This is a genomic window from Streptomyces sp. iso_384 (genome assembly GCF_056172905.1).
In genome coordinates this window covers 2,234,039-2,256,234 of record NZ_JBWBTT010000001.1, presented here as the reverse complement: position 1 = coordinate 2,256,234, position 22,196 = coordinate 2,234,039, and the positions used below count along the sequence as shown (strand labels likewise).

At 71.8% G+C, this 22,196-nt stretch carries 24 protein-coding genes and 1 riboswitch; of the genes, 12 read left to right on the top strand and 12 right to left on the bottom strand.

What is annotated here, in order from left to right; genetic code table 11:
• Positions 1–54: 54 nt before the first annotated feature.
• From AC0VY3_RS09860 to AC0VY3_RS09850, 3 genes are all read right to left on the bottom strand, one after another.
• On the bottom strand, positions 55–459 hold the full coding sequence (locus AC0VY3_RS09860; protein ID WP_103509730.1) for a DUF3040 domain-containing protein: 405 nt from the start codon (positions 457–459) through the stop codon (positions 55–57).
• A 247-nt stretch (positions 460–706) separates the two neighbouring features.
• The gene (locus AC0VY3_RS09855; RefSeq protein ID WP_103509731.1) at positions 707–1,465 is read right to left on the bottom strand and encodes a methyltransferase; all 759 of its coding nucleotides are present in this window, start codon (positions 1,463–1,465) and stop codon (positions 707–709) included.
• A gap of 139 nt (positions 1,466–1,604) precedes the next feature.
• Complete coding sequence (locus AC0VY3_RS09850) at positions 1,605–2,132, bottom strand: SAV_6107 family HEPN domain-containing protein (RefSeq protein WP_475549432.1); 528 nt, start codon at positions 2,130–2,132, stop codon at positions 1,605–1,607.
• 168 nt (positions 2,133–2,300) lie between these two features.
• Between AC0VY3_RS09850 and AC0VY3_RS09845 the strand changes: the two genes are divergently transcribed.
• The 5 genes from AC0VY3_RS09845 (at position 2,301) to AC0VY3_RS09825 (ending at position 8,342) form a co-directional block, all read left to right on the top strand.
• On the top strand, positions 2,301–3,089 hold the full coding sequence (locus AC0VY3_RS09845) for an ATP-binding cassette domain-containing protein (protein ID WP_475549431.1): 789 nt from the start codon (positions 2,301–2,303) through the stop codon (positions 3,087–3,089).
• Positions 3,061–5,148, top strand: a complete 2,088-nt coding sequence (locus AC0VY3_RS09840; RefSeq protein ID WP_475549430.1) for a YhgE/Pip family protein — start codon at positions 3,061–3,063, stop codon at positions 5,146–5,148. The genes AC0VY3_RS09845 and AC0VY3_RS09840 overlap by 29 nt, the downstream gene beginning before the upstream one ends.
• Before the next feature lie 53 nt (positions 5,149–5,201).
• Entirely contained in the window at positions 5,202–5,813 is a 612-nt protein-coding gene (locus tag AC0VY3_RS09835) for a TetR/AcrR family transcriptional regulator (RefSeq protein WP_098024243.1), read from the top strand.
• Between the two features lie 365 nt (positions 5,814–6,178).
• Positions 6,179–6,796: a DUF4126 domain-containing protein gene (locus AC0VY3_RS09830; RefSeq protein WP_103509735.1), complete on the top strand. Its 618-nt coding sequence runs from the start codon at positions 6,179–6,181 to the stop codon at positions 6,794–6,796.
• A gap of 31 nt (positions 6,797–6,827) precedes the next feature.
• Entirely contained in the window at positions 6,828–8,342 is a 1,515-nt protein-coding gene (locus AC0VY3_RS09825) for a phytoene desaturase family protein (protein WP_103509781.1), read from the top strand.
• Between the two features lie 41 nt (positions 8,343–8,383).
• On the opposite strand, the gene AC0VY3_RS09820 is transcribed toward AC0VY3_RS09825, so the two are convergent.
• The 6 genes from AC0VY3_RS09820 to AC0VY3_RS09795 form a co-directional block, all read right to left on the bottom strand.
• Entirely contained in the window at positions 8,384–9,304 is a 921-nt protein-coding gene (locus AC0VY3_RS09820; RefSeq protein WP_475549429.1) for a hypothetical protein, read from the bottom strand.
• A gap of 49 nt (positions 9,305–9,353) precedes the next feature.
• The gene (metF, locus tag AC0VY3_RS09815) at positions 9,354–10,271 is read right to left on the bottom strand and encodes a methylenetetrahydrofolate reductase [NAD(P)H] (protein WP_065488833.1); all 918 of its coding nucleotides are present in this window, start codon (positions 10,269–10,271) and stop codon (positions 9,354–9,356) included.
• A gap of 151 nt (positions 10,272–10,422) precedes the next feature.
• Positions 10,423–11,073 (bottom strand): thiamine phosphate synthase, encoded by a 651-nt coding sequence (gene thiE, locus AC0VY3_RS09810; RefSeq protein ID WP_086777148.1) that lies wholly within the window; start codon positions 11,071–11,073, stop codon positions 10,423–10,425.
• A 75-nt stretch (positions 11,074–11,148) separates the two neighbouring features.
• Positions 11,149–11,514 (bottom strand): Rv2175c family DNA-binding protein, encoded by a 366-nt coding sequence (locus AC0VY3_RS09805; RefSeq protein ID WP_103509737.1) that lies wholly within the window; start codon positions 11,512–11,514, stop codon positions 11,149–11,151.
• Between the two features lie 80 nt (positions 11,515–11,594).
• The gene (locus AC0VY3_RS09800; RefSeq protein ID WP_475549428.1) at positions 11,595–12,830 is read right to left on the bottom strand and encodes an NAD(P)/FAD-dependent oxidoreductase; all 1,236 of its coding nucleotides are present in this window, start codon (positions 12,828–12,830) and stop codon (positions 11,595–11,597) included.
• 58 nt (positions 12,831–12,888) lie between these two features.
• Positions 12,889–13,230, bottom strand: a complete 342-nt coding sequence (locus tag AC0VY3_RS09795) for an avidin-fold protein (protein ID WP_103509739.1) — start codon at positions 13,228–13,230, stop codon at positions 12,889–12,891.
• Positions 13,231–13,456: 226 nt separating this feature from the next.
• Positions 13,457–13,570, top strand: a riboswitch (TPP riboswitch).
• On the opposite strand from AC0VY3_RS09795, the gene thiO reads away from it, so the two are divergent.
• From thiO to AC0VY3_RS09770, 5 genes are all read left to right on the top strand, one after another.
• Positions 13,567–14,769 (top strand): glycine oxidase ThiO, encoded by a 1,203-nt coding sequence (gene thiO, locus AC0VY3_RS09790; RefSeq protein WP_103509740.1) that lies wholly within the window; start codon positions 13,567–13,569, stop codon positions 14,767–14,769. It overlaps the preceding riboswitch by 4 nt.
• Positions 14,766–15,044, top strand: a complete 279-nt coding sequence (gene thiS, locus AC0VY3_RS09785) for a sulfur carrier protein ThiS (protein WP_103509741.1) — start codon at positions 14,766–14,768, stop codon at positions 15,042–15,044. Before thiO ends, thiS begins: the two co-directional genes overlap by 4 nt.
• A gap of 2 nt (positions 15,045–15,046) precedes the next feature.
• Entirely contained in the window at positions 15,047–15,841 is a 795-nt protein-coding gene (locus tag AC0VY3_RS09780) for a thiazole synthase (RefSeq protein WP_103509742.1), read from the top strand.
• A 186-nt stretch (positions 15,842–16,027) separates the two neighbouring features.
• Positions 16,028–17,959, top strand: coding sequence for a Stk1 family PASTA domain-containing Ser/Thr kinase (gene pknB, locus AC0VY3_RS09775; RefSeq protein ID WP_103509743.1), 1,932 nt, complete (start codon positions 16,028–16,030; stop codon positions 17,957–17,959).
• A 7-nt stretch (positions 17,960–17,966) separates the two neighbouring features.
• Positions 17,967–18,833 carry a deoxyribonuclease IV gene (locus AC0VY3_RS09770; protein WP_103509744.1) on the top strand — a complete coding sequence of 289 codons (867 nt, stop codon included), beginning with the start codon at positions 17,967–17,969 and terminating at the stop codon, positions 18,831–18,833.
• A 48-nt stretch (positions 18,834–18,881) separates the two neighbouring features.
• Here the strand turns inward: AC0VY3_RS09770 and AC0VY3_RS09765 are convergent, their stop codons facing one another.
• Positions 18,882–19,514: a sulfite oxidase-like oxidoreductase gene (locus AC0VY3_RS09765; RefSeq protein ID WP_103509745.1), complete on the bottom strand. Its 633-nt coding sequence runs from the start codon at positions 19,512–19,514 to the stop codon at positions 18,882–18,884.
• 157 nt (positions 19,515–19,671) lie between these two features.
• On the opposite strand from AC0VY3_RS09765, the gene bfr reads away from it, so the two are divergent.
• A complete protein-coding gene (bfr, locus tag AC0VY3_RS09760; protein WP_007451289.1) occupies positions 19,672–20,151 on the top strand; it encodes a bacterioferritin in 480 nt (159 codons plus the stop codon).
• Positions 20,152–20,173: 22 nt separating this feature from the next.
• Here bfr and AC0VY3_RS09755 read toward each other — a convergent pair whose 3' ends face one another.
• Positions 20,174–20,416: a (2Fe-2S)-binding protein gene (locus tag AC0VY3_RS09755; RefSeq protein WP_103509746.1), complete on the bottom strand. Its 243-nt coding sequence runs from the start codon at positions 20,414–20,416 to the stop codon at positions 20,174–20,176.
• 163 nt (positions 20,417–20,579) lie between these two features.
• On the bottom strand, positions 20,580–21,926 hold the full coding sequence (locus tag AC0VY3_RS09750; protein WP_030086610.1) for a class II 3-deoxy-7-phosphoheptulonate synthase: 1,347 nt from the start codon (positions 21,924–21,926) through the stop codon (positions 20,580–20,582).
• 102 nt (positions 21,927–22,028) lie between these two features.
• On the opposite strand from AC0VY3_RS09750, the gene AC0VY3_RS09745 reads away from it, so the two are divergent.
• Positions 22,029–22,097, top strand: coding sequence for a trp operon leader peptide (locus AC0VY3_RS09745; RefSeq protein ID WP_106429850.1), 69 nt, complete (start codon positions 22,029–22,031; stop codon positions 22,095–22,097).
• The last annotated feature ends 99 nt before the right edge of the window (positions 22,098–22,196 follow it).

Sequence of the window (22,196 nt, the reverse complement as noted above, 5' to 3'; positions counted from 1 at the left end):
TCGTGCCGTGGCACGGCCCGGTGCGGGAACGGCACCGAGACGTTCGGCCGACTGCTACTGGCCCTGTTCGTCGCGGCGGCGCTGCCACCGCTGTTCGATGCGGTTCATCATCGACCGGCGCTGTCTCGGTCGGCGGCGTCCGCCGCTGTCCCCGCCGTCCGCGGCGGCCGGCTGTTGTTCACCGGGCTTGGGCGCTTTGCGCCATCCGGTGACCGCGAGCACGGCACATCCGAGCATGACGAGGAACCCCACCACGCTGATCCAGATCTGCTGGGCGACCATTCCGGCCATGAGGAGCGCGATACCCACCAGGAAGCCAGCGACCGCCTGGTAGACCCTTTTCCGGGTGTACGTACGCAGTCCGCTTCCCTCGAGCGCTGTCGCGAACTTGGGATCTTCGGCGTACAGCGCTCGCTCCATCTGCTCGAGCATGCGCTGCTCGTGCTCCGAGAGCGGCACGGGATCCTCCTCGTCGTCGGCCGCGGGGGCGACCGGTATGCGGCCCTTCCAGGATAGGCAGGGATTCGCCCCCGTGAAACCCGCCCTCTAGCGTTCAGCCAGTCCGGACCGCTATGTCGGCTCGGCTGCTGAGGCGTAGATTCCCCGACGACCGATCCGCCATGCCGGATGGTGTCACCCGATCATACGGGGCGCACGCCCCTTACGGGGGTCCTGAGTCCCACTCCGTCCACAGCTGCGTTGCTGATCAGCGGCGCTTCTCGCCCAGAACGTGCAGCTGGGTGGCGACGGAATGGAACGCGGGCTGCTCGGCCACGGCCGCTTCCAGCTTGAGGAGCGCCTCCATGGCGCCGGGCTCGGTGTCCACCAGGACGCCCGGCACCAGGTCGGCGAAGACCCGGACGCCGTGCACCGCGGCGATCTCCAGTCCGGCATCGGAGACCAGGTCGGAGAGCTGCTCGGCGGTGAACCTGCGGGGCACCGGGTCGCCCTCGCCCCAGCGCCCGGCCGGGTCGGTGAGCGCCTGCCGGGCCTCGGTGAAGTGACCGGCGAGCGCGCGGGCCAGGACGGCCCCGCCCAGGCCGGCGGCGAGCAGGCTGAGCGCGCCGGAGGGGCGCAGCGCCTCGACCGCGTTGCGTACGCCCTCGGCGGGCTCGTCGACGTACTCCAGGACGCCGTGACAGAGCACCGCGTCGAAGCCGTCGCGCTCCACGACGTCGAACAGCCCGAGGATGTCGCCCTGGACGCCCCGGACCCGGTCGGCGACCCCGGCCTCGGCGGCGCGGCGCTCCAGCGCGAAGAGCGCGTTGGGGCTGGGGTCGACGACGGTGACCCGGTGGCCGAGCCGGGCCGCGGGCACCGCGAAGTTACCGGTGCCGCCGCCGGTGTCCAGTACATCCAGGGCGTCCCTGCCGGTCGCCTTGACCTGACGGTCCAGAGCCTCCTTGAGGACCTCCCAGACCACGGCGGTACGGAGGGAGGCGCGGGGGCGCGGCTGGTCCGACACGGCAGATGACTCCTCGGCACGGTGCCGCCGGGGACGGCGGAGCGTGAACAGTGCGGGTGGTGATGTGAGCGGTCACCACCCTATTGCCTCGCACCGTGTCCGGGTCACCCGCCGCCGGGACGCTCCGGACGTGTCCGGGTCACCCGCCGCCGGGACGCTCCTGGCGGGGTTGCGGGAGGACCGGCTGGAGCACCAGCAGCCGTTCCACCAGGCGCAGGAACATGGCCGCGTCGCGGAGCAGGTCGTCGGCGTCGCGCTCGCCGGCGGCTCCGGGAACTCCGGCCTCGGCGCGGGCCCGGCGGTCGGCGCCCGAGGCGAAGAGGGCGCTCCATTCGGTCAGTTCCGGTGCGGTTTCCGGGAGGACTTCCCAGGCGCTGCGGATGCGGTCGCGGCGGCGCTTGTTCGTCTCGGGGCGGCCGCGGGCGGCCAGCACGGCCGCCGCGGTGCGCAGGGCGGCGAGGTGGGCGGTGGCGTACCGCTCGTTGGGGTCGTGGAGCACGGCGGCCTCGTCGAGGCCGGAGCGGGCCTTGGCGAGCAGTTCGAGAGCGGCGGGCGGCGCCATGCTGCGGCGCAGCACGGGGTGGACATCGCCGGCCGGACCGGTCAGTGAGGGGGCAGGGCTGACGGCGCGGCGCCGCGGGGCGGCGGCTGCGGACGAGCTGGCCATGACGAACCTCCTGTCGTCGTGTGACGGCTCCGTGGCCGTCTGTGTCCATGGTGGCGGGCACCACTGACAATCGATCCGAATGCGGCCCTGACCTGCTGTTTTGCTTCGAGCGCAAGTTCGGACTACCTTTTTGCACTGACTGGTCAGTTCAATTAGGGGAGGGTCTCTGTGGAGAGCCCGCACGGCGCGGCTGTCAGCGCCGAGGACTTCGGACTGGAGGGACCGCGCGGCCGGGTCTTCCGGAACGTGACGTTCAGTGCCGAGCCAGGGGCGCTGGTGGCCATCGAGGGGCCGTCGGGATCGGGCCGCACCTGCTTGCTGCTCGCCCTGACCGGCCGGATGCGCACCACCGAGGGCCATGCGGAGACCGGCGGGCTCCGGCTGCCCAAGCAGGCCGCCGCGGTCCGCAGGATCGCCGCCCTGGGCCCGGTGCCGGGCGTCAGCGAGCTGGACCCCGCCTTCACCGTCGCCGAGCACCTCGGCGAGCGCGCCGCCCTCCTCCAGGGCCGCTACGGCGCCTCCCTGCGCACCCTGCTGCGCCCGCGCGCCGAGCGCCGGGCCGCGGCCGAGGCCCGGGTCGACGAGGCCCTGGAGGCCGCTGGCCTCGACCCCGCCACGCTGCCCAAGTCGGGGCGCACCTCCGTACGGGATCTGGAGCGGCTGGAGGCGCTGCGGCTGTCCGTCGCCCTGGCGCTGATCGGCAAGCCGCGGCTGCTGGCCGTCGACGACACCGACCTCAAGCTGTCGGACGCCGAGCGCGACCAGGCCTGGACTCTGCTGCGCTCCGTGGCCGACGCCGGGACGACCGTGCTCGCCGTGTGCAGCGAGGCCCCGGAGAACACCCAGGTCGTGCGCACCGCACCGGTCACCGGGGAAAGCGCCGCCGAAGAACCCGCCCCCGCACCCACCACCGACGAGGAGACGGCCGATGCGATCGCCGAAGCTGGCCGCGCTTGAGCTGAAGCGGTTCGGCAGGGGGAAGCTGCCGGCCGCCGCACTGGTGGCCCTGCTGCTCCTGCCGCTGCTCTACGGCGCCCTGTACCTGTGCTCGTTCTGGGACCCGTACGGAAAGCTCGACAAGCTGCCCGTCGCACTGGTCAACGACGACAAGGGGGCCACCAGCGACGGCAAGCGCGTCACGGCCGGGGACGAGATCAGCGAGAAGCTCCTCGACTCCAAGGTCTTCGCCTGGCACGAGGTGAGCTCCGCCGAGGCCGAGAAGGGCGTCGAGGAGGGCACGTACTACCTCTCGCTGACGATGCCGTCCGACTTCAGTAAGAAGATCGCGTCCAGCGGCGGTGACTCCCCCGAGACCGGCGCGCTCCAGGTGCGGACGAACGACGCCAACAACTACATCGTCGGGCAGATCTCCAAGACGGTCTTCGGCGAGGTGCGCAACGCCGCCTCCACCAATGCCTCCCGGTCCTTCCTGGACCGCATCTTCATCAACTTCTCCGATCTGCACGACAAGACCGCCGAGGCGGCCAAGGGGGCAGACGACCTCAAGGGCGGCATCTCGAAGGCGAAGAAGGGTTCCAAGGACCTCGCGGACGGCCTCAAGGACTCCAAGGAGGGCAGCAAGAAGCTCTCCGACGGGATCGTCAAGCTGAACAAGGGCTCGCGCGATCTCGCCACGGGCTCCGCCCAGGTCGCCGGAGGCACCCAGGTCCTGGCCGACAAGGTCAACGGCATCGCCACCGACGTACGGCCCTTCTTCCAGGACAACGGGAAGTCCATCCGCGACACGGCACGTCTGGTCGCCGACACCTCCGCGGCCGTACGCCACAACCTCGACCTGCTCGTGAAGAGCGCGCCGACCGCCGCCGCCGGCGCCAAGAAGGCGGCCGACGAGCTGACCGAGATCCACCGCACCCAGTGCGAGGAGGCCGAGGAGCCCGACGCCACGGTCTGCCCGCCACTGGAGCGCGCCCAGGTCACGGCCGTCGACGTCGCGAAGATCGCCGCCGATGTGAACACCCTGGTCACCAACCAGAACGGCGACCTGAAGAAGCTGAGCACCCAGCTGACCGCCTTCCAGAAGCAGGCCGAGGACCTCGCGAAGCGCGCACCGACGCTGGACGACGACCTGGCGTCGGCCGTGGCCAAGGTCAACGAGCTCAACACCGGCGCACACAAGGTCGCCAAGGGCGCGCAGGCGCTGCACACCGGACTCGGCGGCGCGCAGACCGGCTCCAGCAACCTGGACACCGGCGTCGGCAAGCTGAAGACCGGCGCGGAGACCCTGGACGGCGGGCTGTTCCGGCTCGGCGACGGTTCGGCCGAGCTGGCCCAGGGCCTCAACGACGGCGTGGACAAGATCCCGGACTACGACAAGAAGGACCGCGACGCGCGGACCGACGTCATGGCCGACCCCGTTCAGCTGGCCTCCAAGTCGCTGCACGCCGCGCCCAACTACGGCACCGGCTTCGCCCCGTACTTCATCCCGCTGTCCCTGTGGGTCGGCGCGATGGTGGCGTACATGCTGATCCAGCCGATGAACCGGCGCGCCCTCGCCGCCGGGGCCTCCTCCTGGCGGATCGCGTTCGCCGGCTGGCTCCCGGTCGCCGCCATCGGCACGGCCCAGGTCGGCGCCCTGATGGCCGTCCTGCACTGGGGCCTCGGTCTCCAGATGGCCCACGCCGCCGGAACGATCGGCTTCCTGGCCCTGGTGACCTGCTGCTTCGCCGCGATCGTGCAGTGGCTGAACGCCTGCTTCGGCGCGGCCGGGCGGATCCTGGTGCTGGTGGTGCTGATGCTCCAGCTGACCTCGGCCGGGGGTACGTACCCCGTCCAGACCAGCCCCGGCTTCTTCGGCGCGATCCACCCGTACCTCCCGATGACGTACGTCGTCGAGGGGCTGCGCAGGCTGATCACCGGCGGGCCGCTCACCCCGGTGTGGCTGGGCTGCGCGGTGCTGGCTGCCTTCACGGTCGGCGCGCTCGCCCTGACCGCGTTCACCGCCCGCCGCAAGCAGGTGTGGAGCCTGAGCCGGCTGCACCCGGAGCTGAGCCTGTGAGCGCGCCGGGTACCGGGCCGGTGAGTACGCCGGGGCCTGGAAGAATCGGGTTCATGGAAAGCAGTGGCACCACGCGCCGCCAGGCCACCCGGCAGAAGCTCTACGAGGCTGCGGTGACGCTCATCGCCGAGAAGGGCTTCTCGGCGACCACCGTCGACGAGATCGCCGAGCGGGCCGGGGTCGCCAAGGGCACGGTCTATTACAACTTCAAGAGCAAGACCGAGCTGTTCGAGGAGCTGCTCCGGCACGGCGTGGGGCTGCTCACGGCCTCGCTGCGGGCCGCCGCCGAGGAGTCCGCGGAGCGCGGCGGCACCCGGGTCGAGGCGCTGGACGCGATGATCCGGGCCGGGCTCGCCTTCATCGACCGTTACCCGGCCTTCACCCAGCTGTACGTGGCCGAGCTCTGGCGCACCAACCGCGCCTGGCAGTCCACGCTGCTGGTGGTGCGTCAGGAGGCCGTCGCGGTCGTCGAGGACGTGCTGCGCGAGGCGGTGCGCAGCGGAGAGCTGAGCGAGGAGATCGACATCCCGCTGACGGCCGCCGCGCTGGTCGGGATGGTGCTGGTGGCGGCGCTGGACTGGCAGGCGTTCCAGCCGGAGCGCTCGATCGACGAGGTCCACTCGGCGCTGTCGCTGCTGCTGCACGGGCGGGTCAGCGGGCACTGAGGCCGCACATCCGGTGAGCCGCCGGGAAAGCCGAAGACGCCGGCCGCCGAAGTTCGCATCCCCCGCGAACCTCATCGGACCGGCGTCTTCCGTGCTTGCCGGAAACCCGTTCCCCGTGACCCCGTATGTCCCCCGTGGTCCCCGGGCCTCCGTCGTGCACCCCCGTTGCGTCGGGGGAACCGCGCCGTTCCGCCGCCCCGTGCCGGCGGTCCTGGCGCAGCGCCCCTTCCGTGGTCATCACTCTGCCGTCCGCGCAGGTGGGGGCCCATCCGCACAGCTACTCATCTGTGTTCCTGAGTACGGGTACTCAGGGGTCCGCACCGAACCCCACCCGGGTCCGGCGCGGGGTCGTTACGATCGCCTGCGTGTCCGTAATCCCCCTGGTGTTCACAAGCGGCTGGGCGAGCGGGATCAACGCGTACGCGGTGGTCCTGCTGCTCGGCCTGTTCGGCGCCACCGGCGTGTCCGACGAGGTGCCCGCCGCCCTGCAGCGCACCGACGTCCTGATCGTGGCCGGCGTGCTGTTCCTCTGCGAGGCGGTGGCGGACAAGATCCCGTACGTGGACTCGGCCTGGGACACGGCGCACACCGTGATCCGGCCGGTGGCCGGGGCGGTGATCGCCGCACTGCTGGCCGGGGAGAGCGGTTCGCTGCCCGAGCTGGCGGCCGGTGCGATCGGCGGGTCCACGGCGCTGATGAGCCATCTGGTCAAGGCGGGCACGCGGATGGCCGTCAACACCTCTCCGGAGCCCTTCAGCAACGTCGGGATGAGCATCGCGGAGGACCTCGGGGTCGCCGGGGTCGTCACGTTCGCCATATTCAATCCGGTGGCGGCGGCCGTGATCGCGGCCGTGCTGCTGGTACTCGGCACCGTCGTCGTGGTCTTCCTCGCCTCGCGGATCCACCGCTTCCTGCGTCGCCGGGCCCAGCGCCGCGAGGAGAAACGCCTGTCCGGGGCGGGTGGGCCCTGGCCTCCTGGCTGAGGTGTCGGTGCCGGTCGATAAAGTCACCGGCATGGCACGAATTGCGGTGATCGGCGCCGGGACGGGCGCGATGGCGGCGGCGGCCCGGCTCGCCGTGGCGGGCAACAGGGTGACGGTGTACGAGCGGTCCGCGAGCTACGGCGGCTCGGTGGGCCGCCATGAGCACGAGGGTTTCGTCTTCGACACCGGGCCCGGCCTGCTGCACCTCCCCGCCGTCCAGCGCGATCTCTTCGTGAAGACCGGCAAGGAGTCGCTGGAGCAGTGCGTGACGCTGACCCAGGTCGATCCCGCGAGCCGTCATCTCTTCGCCGACGGCACGGCGGTGTCGCTGCCCAACGCCTCCCGGGCCGGGGTCGCCGCCGCTCTGGACGGTGCGCTCGGCGCGGGCGCCGGGGCGCGCTGGAGCGCCTTCATGGACCGGGCCCGGGACACCTGGGACCGGTCGCGGCGACCGCTTCTGGAGGAGCCCCTGTGGGCGGACCACCAGGTGCTGGGACGCGATCCGTATCCGGCGGTGCGGCAGCGGCGGCTGCTGCGCGGGGCCCGGCAGGCGGGCACGGTCGCGGAGATCGGCGCGTGGGAGCTGGCGGACGACCGGCTCTCCGCCCTGCTCGACGGGTACGCGCTGCACCACGGCCTCGACCCGCGCTCCGCCCCCGCGAGCGCCGCGCTGCTGCCGTACATGGAGCAGACCTTCGGCAGCTGGTACGTGCTGGGCGGGATGCGGGAGCTGGCGCGGGCGGTGTACGAGCGGTGCGTGGCCCGCAGGGTGGAGTTCGTCTTCGGCGCCGAGGTGGTCCGGGTCGTCGAGAAGGACGGCCGGGCGGCGGGCGTGGAGCTGGCGGGCGGTGAGGTGGCAGAGGCGGACCGGGTGGTGCTCGGGGTCCGGCCGCGCCCGGATCTGGTGCCAGGTCAGCAGCCGGGGGGCGAGGGCGATGTGCCGGTCCGGGCGGGCTCCGGCGCGGGCGCGGCGGGCCGGTTCACGGTGCTGCTGTCGCTGCGCGGGGCCCGGGAGGCGGACGCGGTGCACCGGACCGTGGTGCACAGCGCGCAGGGGGCGGCGGAGCAGGAGGCGGTGTTCGGGGGCCGGGTCGCCGGGCACCCCACGGTGACGGTGCTGCGCCCCGACGATCCGGCGACCCGGCCGGACGCGGAGCACGAGGCGGTGACGCTCACCGCGACGGTGGCCCCGCAGGGGCCGGTCGACTGGCGGGACGCGGCGGTGCGGCAGCGGTTCGCCGACGTCTTGGCGGAGCGGGCGGCGGCGGCCGTGCCCGGGCTGCGGGAGCGGATCCTGCACACGGAGATCCGCACACCGGCGGAGACCGAGGCGGAGACGGGGGCCGAGGGCGGTGCGGTGCCGCCGCCCGCGCTGGCCGGGGCGGGCGGCGCGTATCTGCACCCGGGCAATCTCACCCGGCTGCCGGGGCTGTATCTCGCGGGCGGCTGGTCGCACCCCGGCGGCGGGCTCGCGCACGCCGGGATGTCGGGGACGCTGGTGGCCGGACTCGTCGTGGAGGGCGACGACTTCCGCGGCTCGCGCTGAGGGCGCCCGGCTGCCGGGGCGCGCCCCGACAGCCGGGGGGCTCAGTAGCGGTACTGCTCGTTCTGGCCGGTGTCGTAGCCGTTGCCGTACGAGGCGGGCCCGGCGGGCTGCTCCGGCCCCATCGGGGGGTACTGCTCGGCGTCGCGCTGCTGCGGGACCCAGACGCCGCCGGGCGGGGTGTCCGTGCCGTACGTCTCCGCGCCGTAGCTCTCGGCGTAGGGGTCGGCGTAACTCTGCTGACCGCCCTGGCTGTCGTAGCCGTTGCCGTAGGCGTCGTAACCGCCGTAGGAGGGGGCTCCGTTGGTGGTGCCGATGTACGGGTCGGAGTAGGCGGCGTAGCTCTGCTGGCCGGTGCCGTAGTCGTACGTTCCGGCATAGGGGTCCTGGGCGGGCTGCTGTTCGTAGCCGGTGTACGGGTCGTACGCGGCGTACTGCGGCTGTGCCGAGGGGTCGGCCCCGTGTCCCTGGTCCTGGTCCTGGTGGGCGTTGCCGTTCGTGTCGTAGCCGGTGTCCCCGTACACGCCGTACTGGCCGGTGTCGTCGGGCATCGGCTGCGTCTCGTAGACGGACGGCGTGGGCGGCGCGGACGGCGGGGGCGGGGCCTGGTCGTACCCGAGGTCGGCGACCTCCAGGTCCGAGACCTCCAGCGTGGGTTCCTTCACGGCGGCACCCTCGCCGCCGCCCTTGCGACGCCGGCTCTCCCCCGGGCTGCCGCCTATGGCCCAGCCGGTGGAGAAGCCGCGCCGGAAGGACAGCGTCACAAAGGTCTGGCCGGTGGCGAAGGCGATCGTGCCGACGACGATGACCGGAACGGAGGCCAGCAGCACCCCGACCACCACGCCGAGGAAGCCGGCGAAGGCGAGGAGCCGCCAGCGCAGCCGCGCCTTGTACTGCAGCAGCACCTCGCCGAGCAGCCACAGGGCCACCAGACCGAATGCGATGTAGAGGACCGTCCAGCCCACGCCCGCCCCCTCCTTCGGCCGTAGCCGCATCGGCGGCGGGTACGACCGGTCACGACTGCTTGTGCAGTCCGAGTTTCTCGTAGATTTCGAGCGTAGCCGTCGAGTTGTTGAGCGTGATGAAGTGCAGTCCGGGCACACCCTCGGACAGCAGCTTCGCGCAGAACTCCGTCGCGAACTCGATGCCAATGGAGCGTACAGCGGCCGGATCGTCCTTGGCTGCGAGGATGCGCTCTTTCAACGACGCGGGCACGGTCGCGTTGCTGAGCTGGGAGAACTTTTCCAATTGCTTCACGCTGGTAAGGGGCATGACCTCGGGGATCACCGGCGTTTCGCAACCCGCAGCGACCACGCGGTCACGCATCCGCAGATAGTCCTCCGGGCGGAAGAACATCTGCGTGATCGCATAATCCGCGCCCGCCCGGCACTTGTCCACGAAATGGCCGATGTCCGTCTCCCAGTCGGTCGACCGGGGGTGCATTTCGGGAAATGCCGCGACGCCGACGCAGAAGTCGCCCGATTCCTTGATGAGCCGGACGAGGTCGGCGGCGTACTTCACGCCCTGCGGGTGCTCCACCCACGGGCCCATCGGGTCGCCCGGCGGGTCGCCGCGGACCGCGAGGATGTTCCTGATGCCCGCGTCGGCGTACTGCCCGACCATGTTGCGCAGCTCGGCGATCGAGTGGTTGACCGCGGTGAGGTGGGCGACGGGGGTGAGCGTGGAGTCCGCCGCGATCTCCTGGGTGGCTTTGACCGTCCCGGCGCGGGTGGAGCCGCCGGCTCCGTACGTCACGGAGACGAAGCTCGGGCGGACCGCCTCGACGCGGCGCAGCGCGTTCCAGAGGTTCCGCTCACCTTTTTCCGTCTTGGGCGCCCAGAACTCGAAGGAGTACGACGTTTTACCGGTCGCCAGCAGATCACGCACCGTGCGGGCGTGATCCGTCCTGGTGGAAGGTGTGCCAAGGGCCATAGGGGGAGGTTAACCAGGGGGTGGACACTCACCCAACCAGAGCAGCAAACTTTGCGCCGATTTGTCGGCCTCTTGTCCATCCCTCGGACAGAAGCCCGAGATATCCCCCATTCGCGCGAGCCGGAACACGTGAGCCGGACGGCCGGGAAGATCAGAGCGCGTGCGCCCGGATGCGTCGGGCCAGATCGGCGGTGGCGGCGGCCGGATCGTCGGCCTCGGTGATCGCCCGGACGACGACCACACGGCGGGCCCCGGCGTCCAGCACCTGGTCCAGATTGCCCGCGTCGATCCCGCCGATCGCGAACCAGGGGCGCGGCTGGTCGAGGGAGGCCGCGTGGCGCACCAGGCCCAGGCCGGGGGCGTGGCGGCCGGGCTTGGTGGGGGTGGGCCAGCAGGGGCCGGTGCAGAAATAGTCCACGCCGTCCTGGGCGACGGCCGCGTCGACCTCGGCCTCGGCGTGCGTGGAGCGGCCGATCAGCCGGTCGGCGCCGATGATCGCGCGGGCGGCGGGGACCGGCAGGTCACCCTGTCCGAGGTGCAGGACGTCGGCGCCGATGGCGTGGGCGACGTCCGCGCGGTCGTTCACCGCGAGGAGCTTGCCGTGCCGGCGGCAGGCGTCGGCGAACACGGCGAGGTGTTCCAGCTCCTCGGCGGCCTCCATGCCCTTGTCCCGGAGCTGGACGATGTCGACCCCGGCGGCGAGCACCGCGTCCAGAAAGGCCGGAAGGTCGCCCTGGCGCTTACGGGCGTCCGTGCACAGATAGAGCCGGGCGTCGGACAGCTGCTCGCGAGGCGTGGACATGGTGGAACTCCCCCGTGGTCGTGACGGGGCACGGGCCGCACCGCGCGGCCCGTGCCCCGCTCTCCGTCGTGTCGGTCAGACGGCGAGCGCCTGGGCTCGGCGCTTCACCTCCGTACCGCGATTCTCGCTCAGCGCTTGGGCGGGGGTGCCGGGCAGGGTCGGGTCGGGAGTGAAGAGCCACTCCAGCATCTCTTCGTCGGAATAGCCGTCGTCCTTCAGGAGGGTCAGGGTGCCGGAGAGGCCCTTGACCACCTTGTTGCCGTCGATGAAGGCGGCGGGCACCTGGAGCGTCCGGTTCTCACCACGGCGTACGGCGATGAGCTGGCCCTCCTTGACCAACTGCCGTACGCGCGTCACCTGGACATCGAGCATTTCCGCGATGTCGGGAAGGTGGAGCCAGGCGGGGACGAGAGCATCGGTCTTTGCGTCAATCTCGGTCACAAGGACAAGCGTGCCATCCCGGACTGACAGCCGGTAGCCGGGCCGACCGTACGGGGGTGTCCGCGGCGGCCCCGGGGCGCTCAGAGGGCGGCGGACTTCAGCGGTACGGCCGGGTCGGCCACCTTCGCCGGGTCGAGGACGGCCCCCGACTCGATGAGCCTGCGGCCCTGGGCGAGGTCCCGCGGGCGGCCCACGGCGAGTACGGCGACGAGCGCGCCGTCGCGCAGCCAGCACACCGACCAGGCCGCGTCCGACCCGTCGCCGCGCCACAGCAGGGTGTCGGCGTCCGCGTGGTGGCCGGCGTACTGCACGAAGCGGCCGAACTGCTCGGACCAGAAGTACGGGACGGGGTCGTAGACCGGGAGCGGTTCGCCGCTCTCCGCCGCCAGGATCGCGGCGGCCGCGGTGCGCGGGCCCTGGAGGGCGTTGTCCCAGTGGTGGACCAGCAGGCGTGATCCGTAGCGGGCGGAGGGGAAGGAGGCGCAGTCGCCGACCGCGTACACATCGGGCAGCGAGGTGCGCAGCGCGCTGTCGGCGGTGACCGAGCCGTCCGGGCCGAGCTCGGCCCCGGAGCCGGCCAGCCAGCCGGTGGCGGGGCGGGCGCCGATGCCGACGACCACCGCTCCGGCGGGCAGGGTACGGCCGTCCGCGAGGACGACGACCCCCTCCTCGACGCGGTCGACCCGGGCTCCGGTGAGGAGTTCGGCGCCGCTGTCGGCGTACCAGCCGGCCATCGGGGCGGCCACCTCGGCGGGCAGGGTGCCCGCGAGCGGGCGGGCGGCAGCCTCGACGACGGTGACCGCGCAGCCGGCGGCCCTGGCGGCGGTGGCGAACTCCGCGCCGATCCAGCCCGCCCCGACGACGACCACGTCGTGCTGCCGGTCCAGGACGGGCCGCAGCCGGGCGGCGTCGTCGAGGGTGCGCAGCAGATGGACGCCGGGCACGCCCTCGGCGCCGGGCAAAATGATGGGCTCCGCGCCGGTCGCGAGGATGAGGGAGTCGTAGGGGACGGGGCCCTCGGCGGTGTCCAGCACATGGTCGGCGGCGCGCAGGGCGGTGACGTCCAGGCCGAGGCGCAGGGTGATGTCCAGCGCCTCGAAGTCGACGTCGAAGGCGGAGTGCTCGGCCTTGCCCAGCAGGACGGCCTTGGAGAGCGGCGGGCGGTCGTAGGGCTGATGGGGCTCGGCGCCGATCAGAGTGACGGGCCCGGCGAAGCCCGCCTCGCGCAGGGCCACGGCGCTCTGCACGCCCGCCATGCCCGCTCCGACGACCACGACGTTCCGGTCCGGACTCTTCTGCGTCTGCTGCTCGCTCACCTGTCCACCTTAATCACCTGACGGAACGTCAGGAAAGCGGTCGCCGGAACGACGGCCGTCAGGACGCCACTTCCTCCACCACGCTGGTCCCGCTGCCCTCCTGGGACTCCCACGCCCACCGCTCCTCCAGCCGGACCCGGCCGTCCGCGAGGTCGACGACGGTGGAGAGGCAGTGCCCGGACGAGGTCGTTCCGTCCTGCTTGAGCTGGACGTAGCGGAAGTCCAGCGCGTCCCCGTCCCGGGTCCCGACGAGATGGCCGCGGACGACGTCGCCGCCCGTGTACTCGGCCCAGATCCGGCCGCCTCGCTCGTGGTACGTGAAGCGGGTACGGGTGCCGACCTGGCCCGGGGCCTGGTCGGCGACGGGCGCGAGGACGAGTCCGTCGAGCGAACGGGCCATGGTGGCTGCTCCCCTACTGGGCGAGAGGCGGGTGGGCAGAACCTGTCGTCAAACTGCCGTCGTCGCCCGAAGGGCGGCCGGGCGGCGCATGGTGCGTGCGATCGCAAGGCGCCGGAATGGTCTCGTAGGGGAGCTACTCGGCCATTTCGGCAACGCCGCGAGCGTGCGTGCCAGGCGTCGCCCGGCAGACGGCAGTTTGACGACAGGCCCTATAAGGTGACCAACGTAGAACACTCGCGGGAGCCCGGACGCACCGGGCTGAGAGGGAGGCTGGACGGCCTCCGACCGTACGAACCTGCTCCGGGTCATGCCGGCGAAGGGAGGGGTTGGACACCCATGTGCGCCTCGGGGAACACCTCAGGAGCCTCGCGGAGAACCGCCGGATCCGACGTTCTCGTCATCGGGGGCGGCATCATCGGCCTGGTCACCGCGTGGCGGGCCGCCCAGCGGGGGCTGCGCGTCACGGTGGCGGACCCCGCACCGGGCGGCGGCGCCGCACAGGTCGCGGCGGGCATGCTGGCCGCCGTCACCGAACTGCACTACGGCGAGCAGATGCTGCTCCAGCTCAACCTCGCCTCCGCCGCCCGCTATCCGGCGTTCGTGGCCGAGCTGGAGGAGGCGAGCGGCCGGGACACCGGCTTCCGCACCTGCGGCACGCTCGCCGTCGCGCTGGACTCCGACGACCGCGCGCATCTGCGCGAACTGCACGCCCTCCAGGAGCGTTCGGGGCTGGAGTCGACCTGGCTGAGCGGCCGTGAGTGCCGCCGTCTGGAGCCGATGCTGGCCCCGGGCGTCCGGGGCGGCCTGCGGGTGGACGGCGACCACCAGGTGGATCCCCGCCGCCTCGCCATGGCGCTGCGAGCCGCGTGCGAGCGGGCCGGGGTCGCGTTCCGCCGGACGACCGCCGAGCGGCTCACCGTCGCCGGGGGCCGGGCGGCCGGGGCGCTGCTCGGCGACGGCACGGAGTTCGCGGCCGATCAGGTCGTGCTCGCCGCAGGCAGCCTCAGCGGCCGGCTCGCAGGGCTTCCGCCGGAGCTCGTGCCGCCGGTCCGCCCGGTCAAGGGCCAGGTCCTGCGGCTCACCGTGCCGCCGGCGTACGCCCCCTTCCTCAGCCGCACCGTGCGTGCCGTGGTCCGCGGCGGCCACCTCTACCTCGTGCCGCGCGAGAACGGCGAGCTGGTCGTCGGCGCGACCAGCGAGGAGCTGGGCTGGGACACCACGGTGACCGCCGGCGGGGTGTACGAGCTGCTGCGCGACGCCCATGAGCTGGTGCCCGGCATCACCGAGCTGCCGCTCACCGAGACCCTGGCCGGTCTGCGTCCCGCCTCGCCCGACAACGCCCCGCTGCTCGGCCCGACCGCCCTGCCCGGTCTGCTGCTCGCCACCGGCCACCACCGCAACGGCGTCCTGCTGACGCCGGTCACCGGGGACGCGATGGCCGACGCCCTGACCACCGGCGAGCTGCCCGAGACGGCCCGCCCCTTCGCCCCCGGCCGTTTCGCGGCGACCGCCCCCGTACTCCAGGAGCAGCCCGTATGACCCAGCAGCCCGCCGTCCCGGAAGCCGCCGCCGCATCGGAAACCGCCGCCGCTTCCGTACCGTCCGGAGCCACCGTTTCCGTCTCGGTGAACGGGGAAGCCCGTGCCGTGGTGGCCGGGACCGCCCTGGACGCCCTCGTCGCCACCGTGACCCCGGCCCGTTCCGGGGTCGCCGTCGCCGTCAACGAGAGCGTCGTACCGCGCGGCCGGTGGGCCGCCACGGCGCTCGGCGAGGGCGACCGTGTCGAGATCCTGACCGCCGTGCAGGGAGGCTGACCATGTCGGACGACGTCTTCTCGCTGGGGCCCGCCGCCTTCGGCTCCCGGCTGATCATGGGCACCGGCGGCGCCCCGAGCCTGGAGGTGCTGGAGCGCTCGCTCATCGCCTCCGGCACCGAGCTGACCACCGTGGCGATGCGCCGGCTGGACCCGACGGTGCAGGGTTCGGTGCTCTCGGTGCTGGAGCGGCTCTCCATCCAGGTGCTGCCGAACACCGCGGGCTGCTTCACCGCAGGTGAGGCGGTGCTGACCGCCCGGCTGGCCCGGGAGGCGCTCGGCACCGACTGGGTGAAGCTGGAGGTGATCGCGGACGAGCGGACCCTGCTGCCGGACACCGTCGAGCTGCTGGACGCGGCCGAGACCCTGGTCGACGACGGGTTCGTCGTGCTGCCGTACACCAACGACGATCCGGTGCTGGCCCGGAAGCTGGAGGACGTGGGCTGCGCGGCGATCATGCCGCTCGGCTCCCCCATCGGCTCCGGCCTCGGCATCCGCAACCCGCACAACTTCGAGCTGATCGTCGAGCGGGCCGGGGTGCCGGTGATCCTCGACGCGGGCGCCGGGACGGCCTCGGACGCGGCGCAGGCGATGGAGCTGGGGTGCGCCGCTGTGATGCTGGCCTCTGCGGTGACCCGGGCCCAGGAGCCGGAGCTGATGGCCGGTGCGATGCGTCATGCGGTGGAGGGCGGGCGGCTCGCGTACCGGGCGGGGCGGATTCCGCGCCGCCACTTCGCCGAGGCGTCGTCGCCGGTGGACGGGCGAGCGGTGCTGGATCCGGAGCGGCCGGCCTTCTGAGCCGCGTTGCGTATTCGGGGGCGCTGCCCCCGGACCCCCGCTCCTCGATCGCCGGAGGGGCTTGAACCGGTCGCCGGAGGGTCTTTCGTCGCCCCCGGCGTGTCCCTGTCACGGATCGGCTGCAGAACGACCCCGGGAGTGCCCCGGCCCGTCGGGAGTGTCGGTGGCGGCTCGTAGACTCTCGGGGTGGACACGACCCTCCAGGACCCTCTCGTCGGGCAGCTGCTCGACGGCCGGTATCGCGTAGAGGCGCGCATCGCCGTCGGCGGGATGGCCACGGTCTACCGGGCCGTGGACACCCGCCTGGACCGGGTGCTCGCCCTCAAGGTGATGCACCCGGCGCTCGCCACCGACGTCTCGTTCGTCGAGCGCTTCATCCGTGAGGCCAAGTCGGTGGCGCGCCTGGCGCACCCCAATGTCGTCGCGGTCTTCGACCAGGGCGCCCAGGGTGCGTACGTCTATCTCGCGATGGAGTACGTGGCGGGCTGCACCCTGCGCGATGTGCTGCGCGAGCGCGGGGCCCTGCAGCCCCGGGCGGCCCTCGACATCCTGGAGCCGGTCCTCGCCGCGCTCGGCGCCGCGCACCGCGCGGGGTTCGTGCACCGCGACATGAAGCCGGAGAACGTCCTGATAGGGGACGACGGCCGGGTGAAGGTCGCCGACTTCGGCCTGGTCAGGGCGGTCGGCACGGCCACCGACACCACCGGCTCGCTACTGGGCACGGTGTCGTATCTGGCTCCCGAGCAGATCGAGCACGGCACCGCCGACACCCGCAGCGATGTGTACGCCTGCGGGGTCGTGCTGTACGAGATGCTGACCGGCGCCAAGCCGCACACCGGCGAGAACGCCGCCCAGGTCATCTACCAGCACCTCAACTCCGACGTCCCGGCCCCGTCCGCCGTGGTGCCGGGGCTCCCGGTCGCGCTGGACAGCCTGGTGGCGAGCGCGACCGCCCGCAATCCCGAGGTGCGCCCGCACGACGCGGTGCTGCTGCTGGCCGAGACCCGTGAGGCGCGCGTCGCGCTGACCGACGCCGAGCTCGACGCCGTACCGCCGCAGGCGCTGTCAAAGACGCACGACGGCGCGGACGACCGTACGAGCGTGATCCCGCGAGCCCTCCCGGCGGACGGCGACGGGGCCGGAGTGCACCGCACCAGCCGGCTGGAGATGCCGCCCGCGGGCCCCGCTGCTCCTCGGCGCGGGACCGCCCGGCGCGGCCCGTTCGGCGGGCCGCACCGCAAGCTGATCACGATCCTCACCGCCGTACTGCTGACGCTCGGCATCGGCACGGGCGTCTGGTACATCAACTCCGGCCAGTTCACCCAGGTCCCCTCGCTGCTCGGCCAGACCCAGCGGACCGCCGAGAAGCGGCTCTCCGACGAGGGGCTCGGGCTCAAGGGCGTGGACCGGGTCTTCAGCGACACCGTCGAGCGCGGCTCGGTCGTGAGCAGCGACCCGGCCTCGGGCGCGCGGATCCGGGGCAACGGCTCGGTGAAGCTCGTCGTCTCGCGGGGCCCGGAGATCGTGCGGGTGCCTGATGTCGTGGGCAGCTCCCTCGCGGACGCCCGGCGTGCCCTGAAGAAGGTGGGCCTGGCCCCCGGAATGGTGACCAAGGAGTTCAGCGAGGACGTGGCCCGCGGCGAGGTGATCCGTACGGATCCGCGCGCGGGCACGGACCGCAACCCGGACACGGCCGTGGCGCTCGTCGTCAGCAAGGGCGCCCCCGTGGAGGTCCCGGACGTCAGCGGCCTGTCGGTCGAGGACGCCACCGCCGAGCTGGAGGCCGAGGGGCTGAAGGCCGAGGTACTGCCCGGCCGGGTCCACTCCGCCAAGGCCGAGGGCGATGTCGCCGAGCAGTCCCCCGGCGAGGGCGCCGAGGCCGCCGAGGGCGACACGGTCCAGCTGACCGTCTCCAAGGGCCCCCGGATGCTGGACGTCCCGGACGTCACCGGCCGGGACGTCGACGAGGCGCGGAGCACCCTGGAGGAGGCGGGCTTCGAGGTGAAGGTGGAGCGGCCGTTCCTCTCCTTCAGCGACACGATCGCGAGTCAGTCCGTGGACGGCGGCGAACAGGCCCCCGAGGGCTCCACGATCACGATCAAGACCAAGGGGTTCTAGAAACCAGATGGACGCACTGCGCAATCCGGTCGGCGGCCATGTCCCGGTGGCCGGCGGGCTCGCCAAGGTCGGCCTGGAGTACGCCCGTGAGCTGGCGGCGGAGACCGTGCAGGTCTTCGTGGCCAACCCGCGCGGCTGGGCGACGCCTGTCGGGAACCCGGCGCAGGACGAGCTGTTCCGCGCCGAGTGCGCGGCGGCCTCGATCCCGGCGTACGTCCACGCCCCGTATCTGATCAACTTCGGCTCGCACACCGAGGCGACGGTCGAGAAGTCCGTGGAGTCCCTGCGCCACTCGCTGCGGCGGGCCCGGGAGATCGGGGCGCTGGGCGTGGTGGTGCACACCGGTTCGGCGACCGGCGGGCGGCCGCGTGCCGAGGCGCTGGCCCAGGTGCGGACGCATATGCGCCCCCTGCTGGACGAGCTGACCCACGACGACGATCCGGATCTGCTGCTGGAGTCGACGGCCGGCCAGGGCTTCTCGCTCTGCTCGCGGACCTGGGACTTCGGGCCGTACTTCGAGGCGCTGGACTCCCACCCGAAGCTGGGCATCTGCCTGGACACCTGCCACATCTACGCCGCCGGGCATGATCTGGCCGGCCCGTCGGGGATGCGGGAGACGCTCGATCTGCTGGTGGAGACGGTCGGCGAGGGGCGGCTGAAGCTGATCCACGCCAACGACTCCAAGGACGTGGTGGGCGCCCACAAGGACCGGCACGAGAACATCGGCGCCGGTCACATCGGGGCGGAGCCCTTCCGGGAGCTGTTCACACATCCGGCGACCGAGGGCGTACCGCTGATCATCGAGACGCCCGGCGGCAAGGAGGGGCACGCGGCGGACGTGGCCCGGCTGAAGGAACTCCGCGGGACCGGTTAGGGCGTGTCCGGCGGATCAGGACCCCGGTCAGGATCCGCCGGACACGCCCTAGAGCTCGGGGCCGTCCCCGGGCTCCTCCTGGTAGGAGTAGCGCTGCTCGCTCCAGGGGTCGCCGATGTTGTGGTAGCCCCGTTCCTCCCAGAATCCGCGCCGGTCCGCCGTCATGTACTCGATGCCCCGGACCCATTTCGGGCCCTTCCAGGCGTACAGATGCGGGACGACGAGTCGCAGCGGGAAACCGTGCTCGGCGGTGAGGAGTTCGCCGTCCTTGTGGGTGGCGAAGAGGGTGCGCCCGGAGGCGAAGTCCTCCAGCCGCAGGTTCGAGGAGAAGCCGTACTCGGCCCAGACCATCACATGGGTGGCGTCGGGGGCGGGCGGCGCCAGTTCGAGGACCGTGCGGGCGGGGATCCCGCCCCATTCGGCGCCGATCATGCTGAACTTCGTCACGCAGTGCAGATCGGCGACGACCGTGGAGAACGGCAGTGCCGAGAAATCCTGGTGGTTCCAGCAGTGCTTGTCGCCGTCGGCGGTGGCCCCGAAGACCCGGAACTCCCAGCGGTCGGGCTTGAACTTGGGAACGGGCCCGTAGTGGGTGACCGGCCATCCGCGTTGCAGTCGCTGTCCCGGCGGAAGCTCGGACTGCTCTGTTTCGCGATTTTCCCGGCTTTCCGGCTGACCCATGCCTCCATGGTGACAGACAGGCAGGGGTGGTCATGACCAGGAAGGACCTCATACGGGCAACTCGTACTAAGCGTGCACTTACTGGACGGCCGCTGAGCGCGGTGCGAGGATCTGGCCAACTTGCCAGATCGATCACCGGTTGGAAGGAGCCTTTGCCATGCAGGGCGACCCCGAGGTCCTTGAGTTTCTCAATGAGCAGCTGACCGCCGAATTGACTGCCATCAACCAGTACTTCCTGCACGCCAAGATGCAGGACAACTTCGGGTGGACCAAGCTCGCCAAGTACACCCGGGCCGAGTCCTTCGACGAGATGAAGCACGCCGAGATCCTCACCGACCGGATCCTGTTCCTCGACGGGCTGCCGAACTATCAGCGACTTTTCCATGTCCGGGTGGGCCAGACGGTCACCGAGATGTTCCAGGCGGACCGCCAGGTCGAGGTGGAGGCGATCGACCGCCTCAAGCGCGGTATCGAGGTGATGCGCGGCAAGGGCGACATCACGTCCGCGAACATCTTCGAGTCGATCCTGGAGGACGAGGAGCACCACATCGACTATCTCGACACCCAGCTGGAGCTGGTCGAGAAGCTCGGTGAGCCGCTCTACATCGCCCAGCTGATCGAGCAGCCGGAGAGCTGACCCGGACGGTCGGCGACGAGAGTCAGGCGGCGTCGGAGAGGACCGGGCGGACGACGGCGGGGACCACGGGCTCCTGCCGCTGGTCGAGCAGCTCGCGGCGCGGGCAGTCACCGCGTCCCAGCAGAGCCTGGATGCGGCGTACACAACCGCCGCAGTCCGTGCCGGCCTTGCAGGCCGACGCGATCTGCCGGGGTGTGCAGGCACCGGCGTCCGCATGCTTCTTCACCTGCGCCTCGGTGATGCCGAAGCAGGAGCAGACGTACATGCGGTTCACCTCCCTGCGGGTCGGTCGCTGGCGCCGCCCCGGTCTTCGTCGGTGAGGCTAACCTAACCTTACCCGCCCCCCGGGCAGCGGAAAAGTCCTGGGACGACCTGTGGGGCACGGATCACATCGATCCGTGCCCCACAGGTGTGTCCGGCGGAGACTTCTACTGGTCGCGGTACATCTCGGCGACGAGGAAGGCCAGGTCGAGCGACTGGCTGCGGTTGAGCCGGGGGTCGCAGGCCGTCTCGTAGCGCTGGTGCAGATCGTCCACGAAGATCTCGTGGCCGCCGCCCACGCACTCGGTGACATCGTCGCCGGTCAGCTCCACGTGGATGCCGCCCGGGTGGGTGCCGAGGCCCTTGTGCACCTCGAAGAAGCCCTTGACCTCGTCCAGGACGTCGTCGAAACGGCGCGTCTTGTGGCCGGAGGCGGCCTCGAAGGTGTTGCCGTGCATCGGGTCGGTCACCCAGGCGACGGTCGCGCCCGAGGCGGTGACCTTCTCGACCAGCTCGGGGAGCTTGTCGCGGACCTTGTCGGCGCCCATGCGGACGATGAAGGTCAGCCGGCCGGGCTCCCGGTCCGGGTCGAGGCGGTCGACGTAGCCGAGCGCCTCGTCCACGGTGGTCGTCGGGCCGAGCTTGATGCCGATCGGGTTGCGGACCTTCGAGGCGAACTCGATGTGCGCGCCGTCCATCTGGCGGGTGCGCTCACCGATCCAGACCATGTGGCCGGAGGTGTCGTACAGCTCGCCGGTGCGCGAGTCGGTGCGGGTCAGCGCCGTCTCGTAGTCCAGCAGCAACGCCTCGTGCGAGGCGTAGAACTCGACCGCCTTGAACTCGGCCGGGTCGGTGCCGCACGCCTTCATGAAGTTCAGCGCGTTGTCGATCTCGCGGGCCAGGGCCTCGTAGCGCTGGCCGGCCGGCGACGACTTCACGAAGTCCTGGTTCCAGGCGTGGACCTGGCGCAGGTCGGCGTAACCGCCGGTGGTGAAGGCGCGCACCAGGTTCAGCGTGGAGGAGGACGCGTGGTACATCTGCTTCAGCCGCGCCGGGTCCGGGACCCGGGCCTCCTCGGTGAAGGCGAAGCCGTTCACCGAGTCGCCGCGGTAGGTCGGCAGGGTCACGCCGTCGCGGGTCTCGGTCGACTTGGAGCGCGGCTTGGAGTACTGGCCCGCGATCCGGCCGACCTTCACCACGGGCACGGAGGCCGCGTAGGTCAGGACGGCGCTCATCTGGAGCAGCGTCTTCAGCTTGGCCCGGATGTGCTCGGCGGACACGGCGTCGAAGGCCTCGGCGCAGTCGCCGCCCTGCAGCAGGAACGCCTCGCCCTTGGCGACGGCTCCCAGGCGGGCGCGCAGCTGGTCGCACTCGCCGGCGAAGACGAGCGGCGGATACGACGCGAGGTCCGCGAGTACATCGCGCAGGGCCTCGGAGTCGGGGTACTCGGGCTGCTGCGCCGCGGGAAGGTCTCGCCAGGTGTTGCCACCGGCGACGGAGGTATTGGCGTTCACGGTCACGTGGACAACACTACGGGGTCGCGGAGGGCGTCCATTCGAGCGCTCAATAGTTGAGACACCCGCTCCGATGCCCGGAACGTCCGCTAGGGTCGCAGCATGTCGACGCAACAGATCCAGATCTCGATCCAGAACTGGTGGTGGACCGCTCATCCGGCGGCCCGCTGATTCATCGCGCTGACACTTCGCGAAGGCCGCCCGAGGGGCGGCCTTCTCTGTGTTCAGGAGCCGTTCCTCTCCCTGTGAACCCCGTGCGGATCCCGTTGT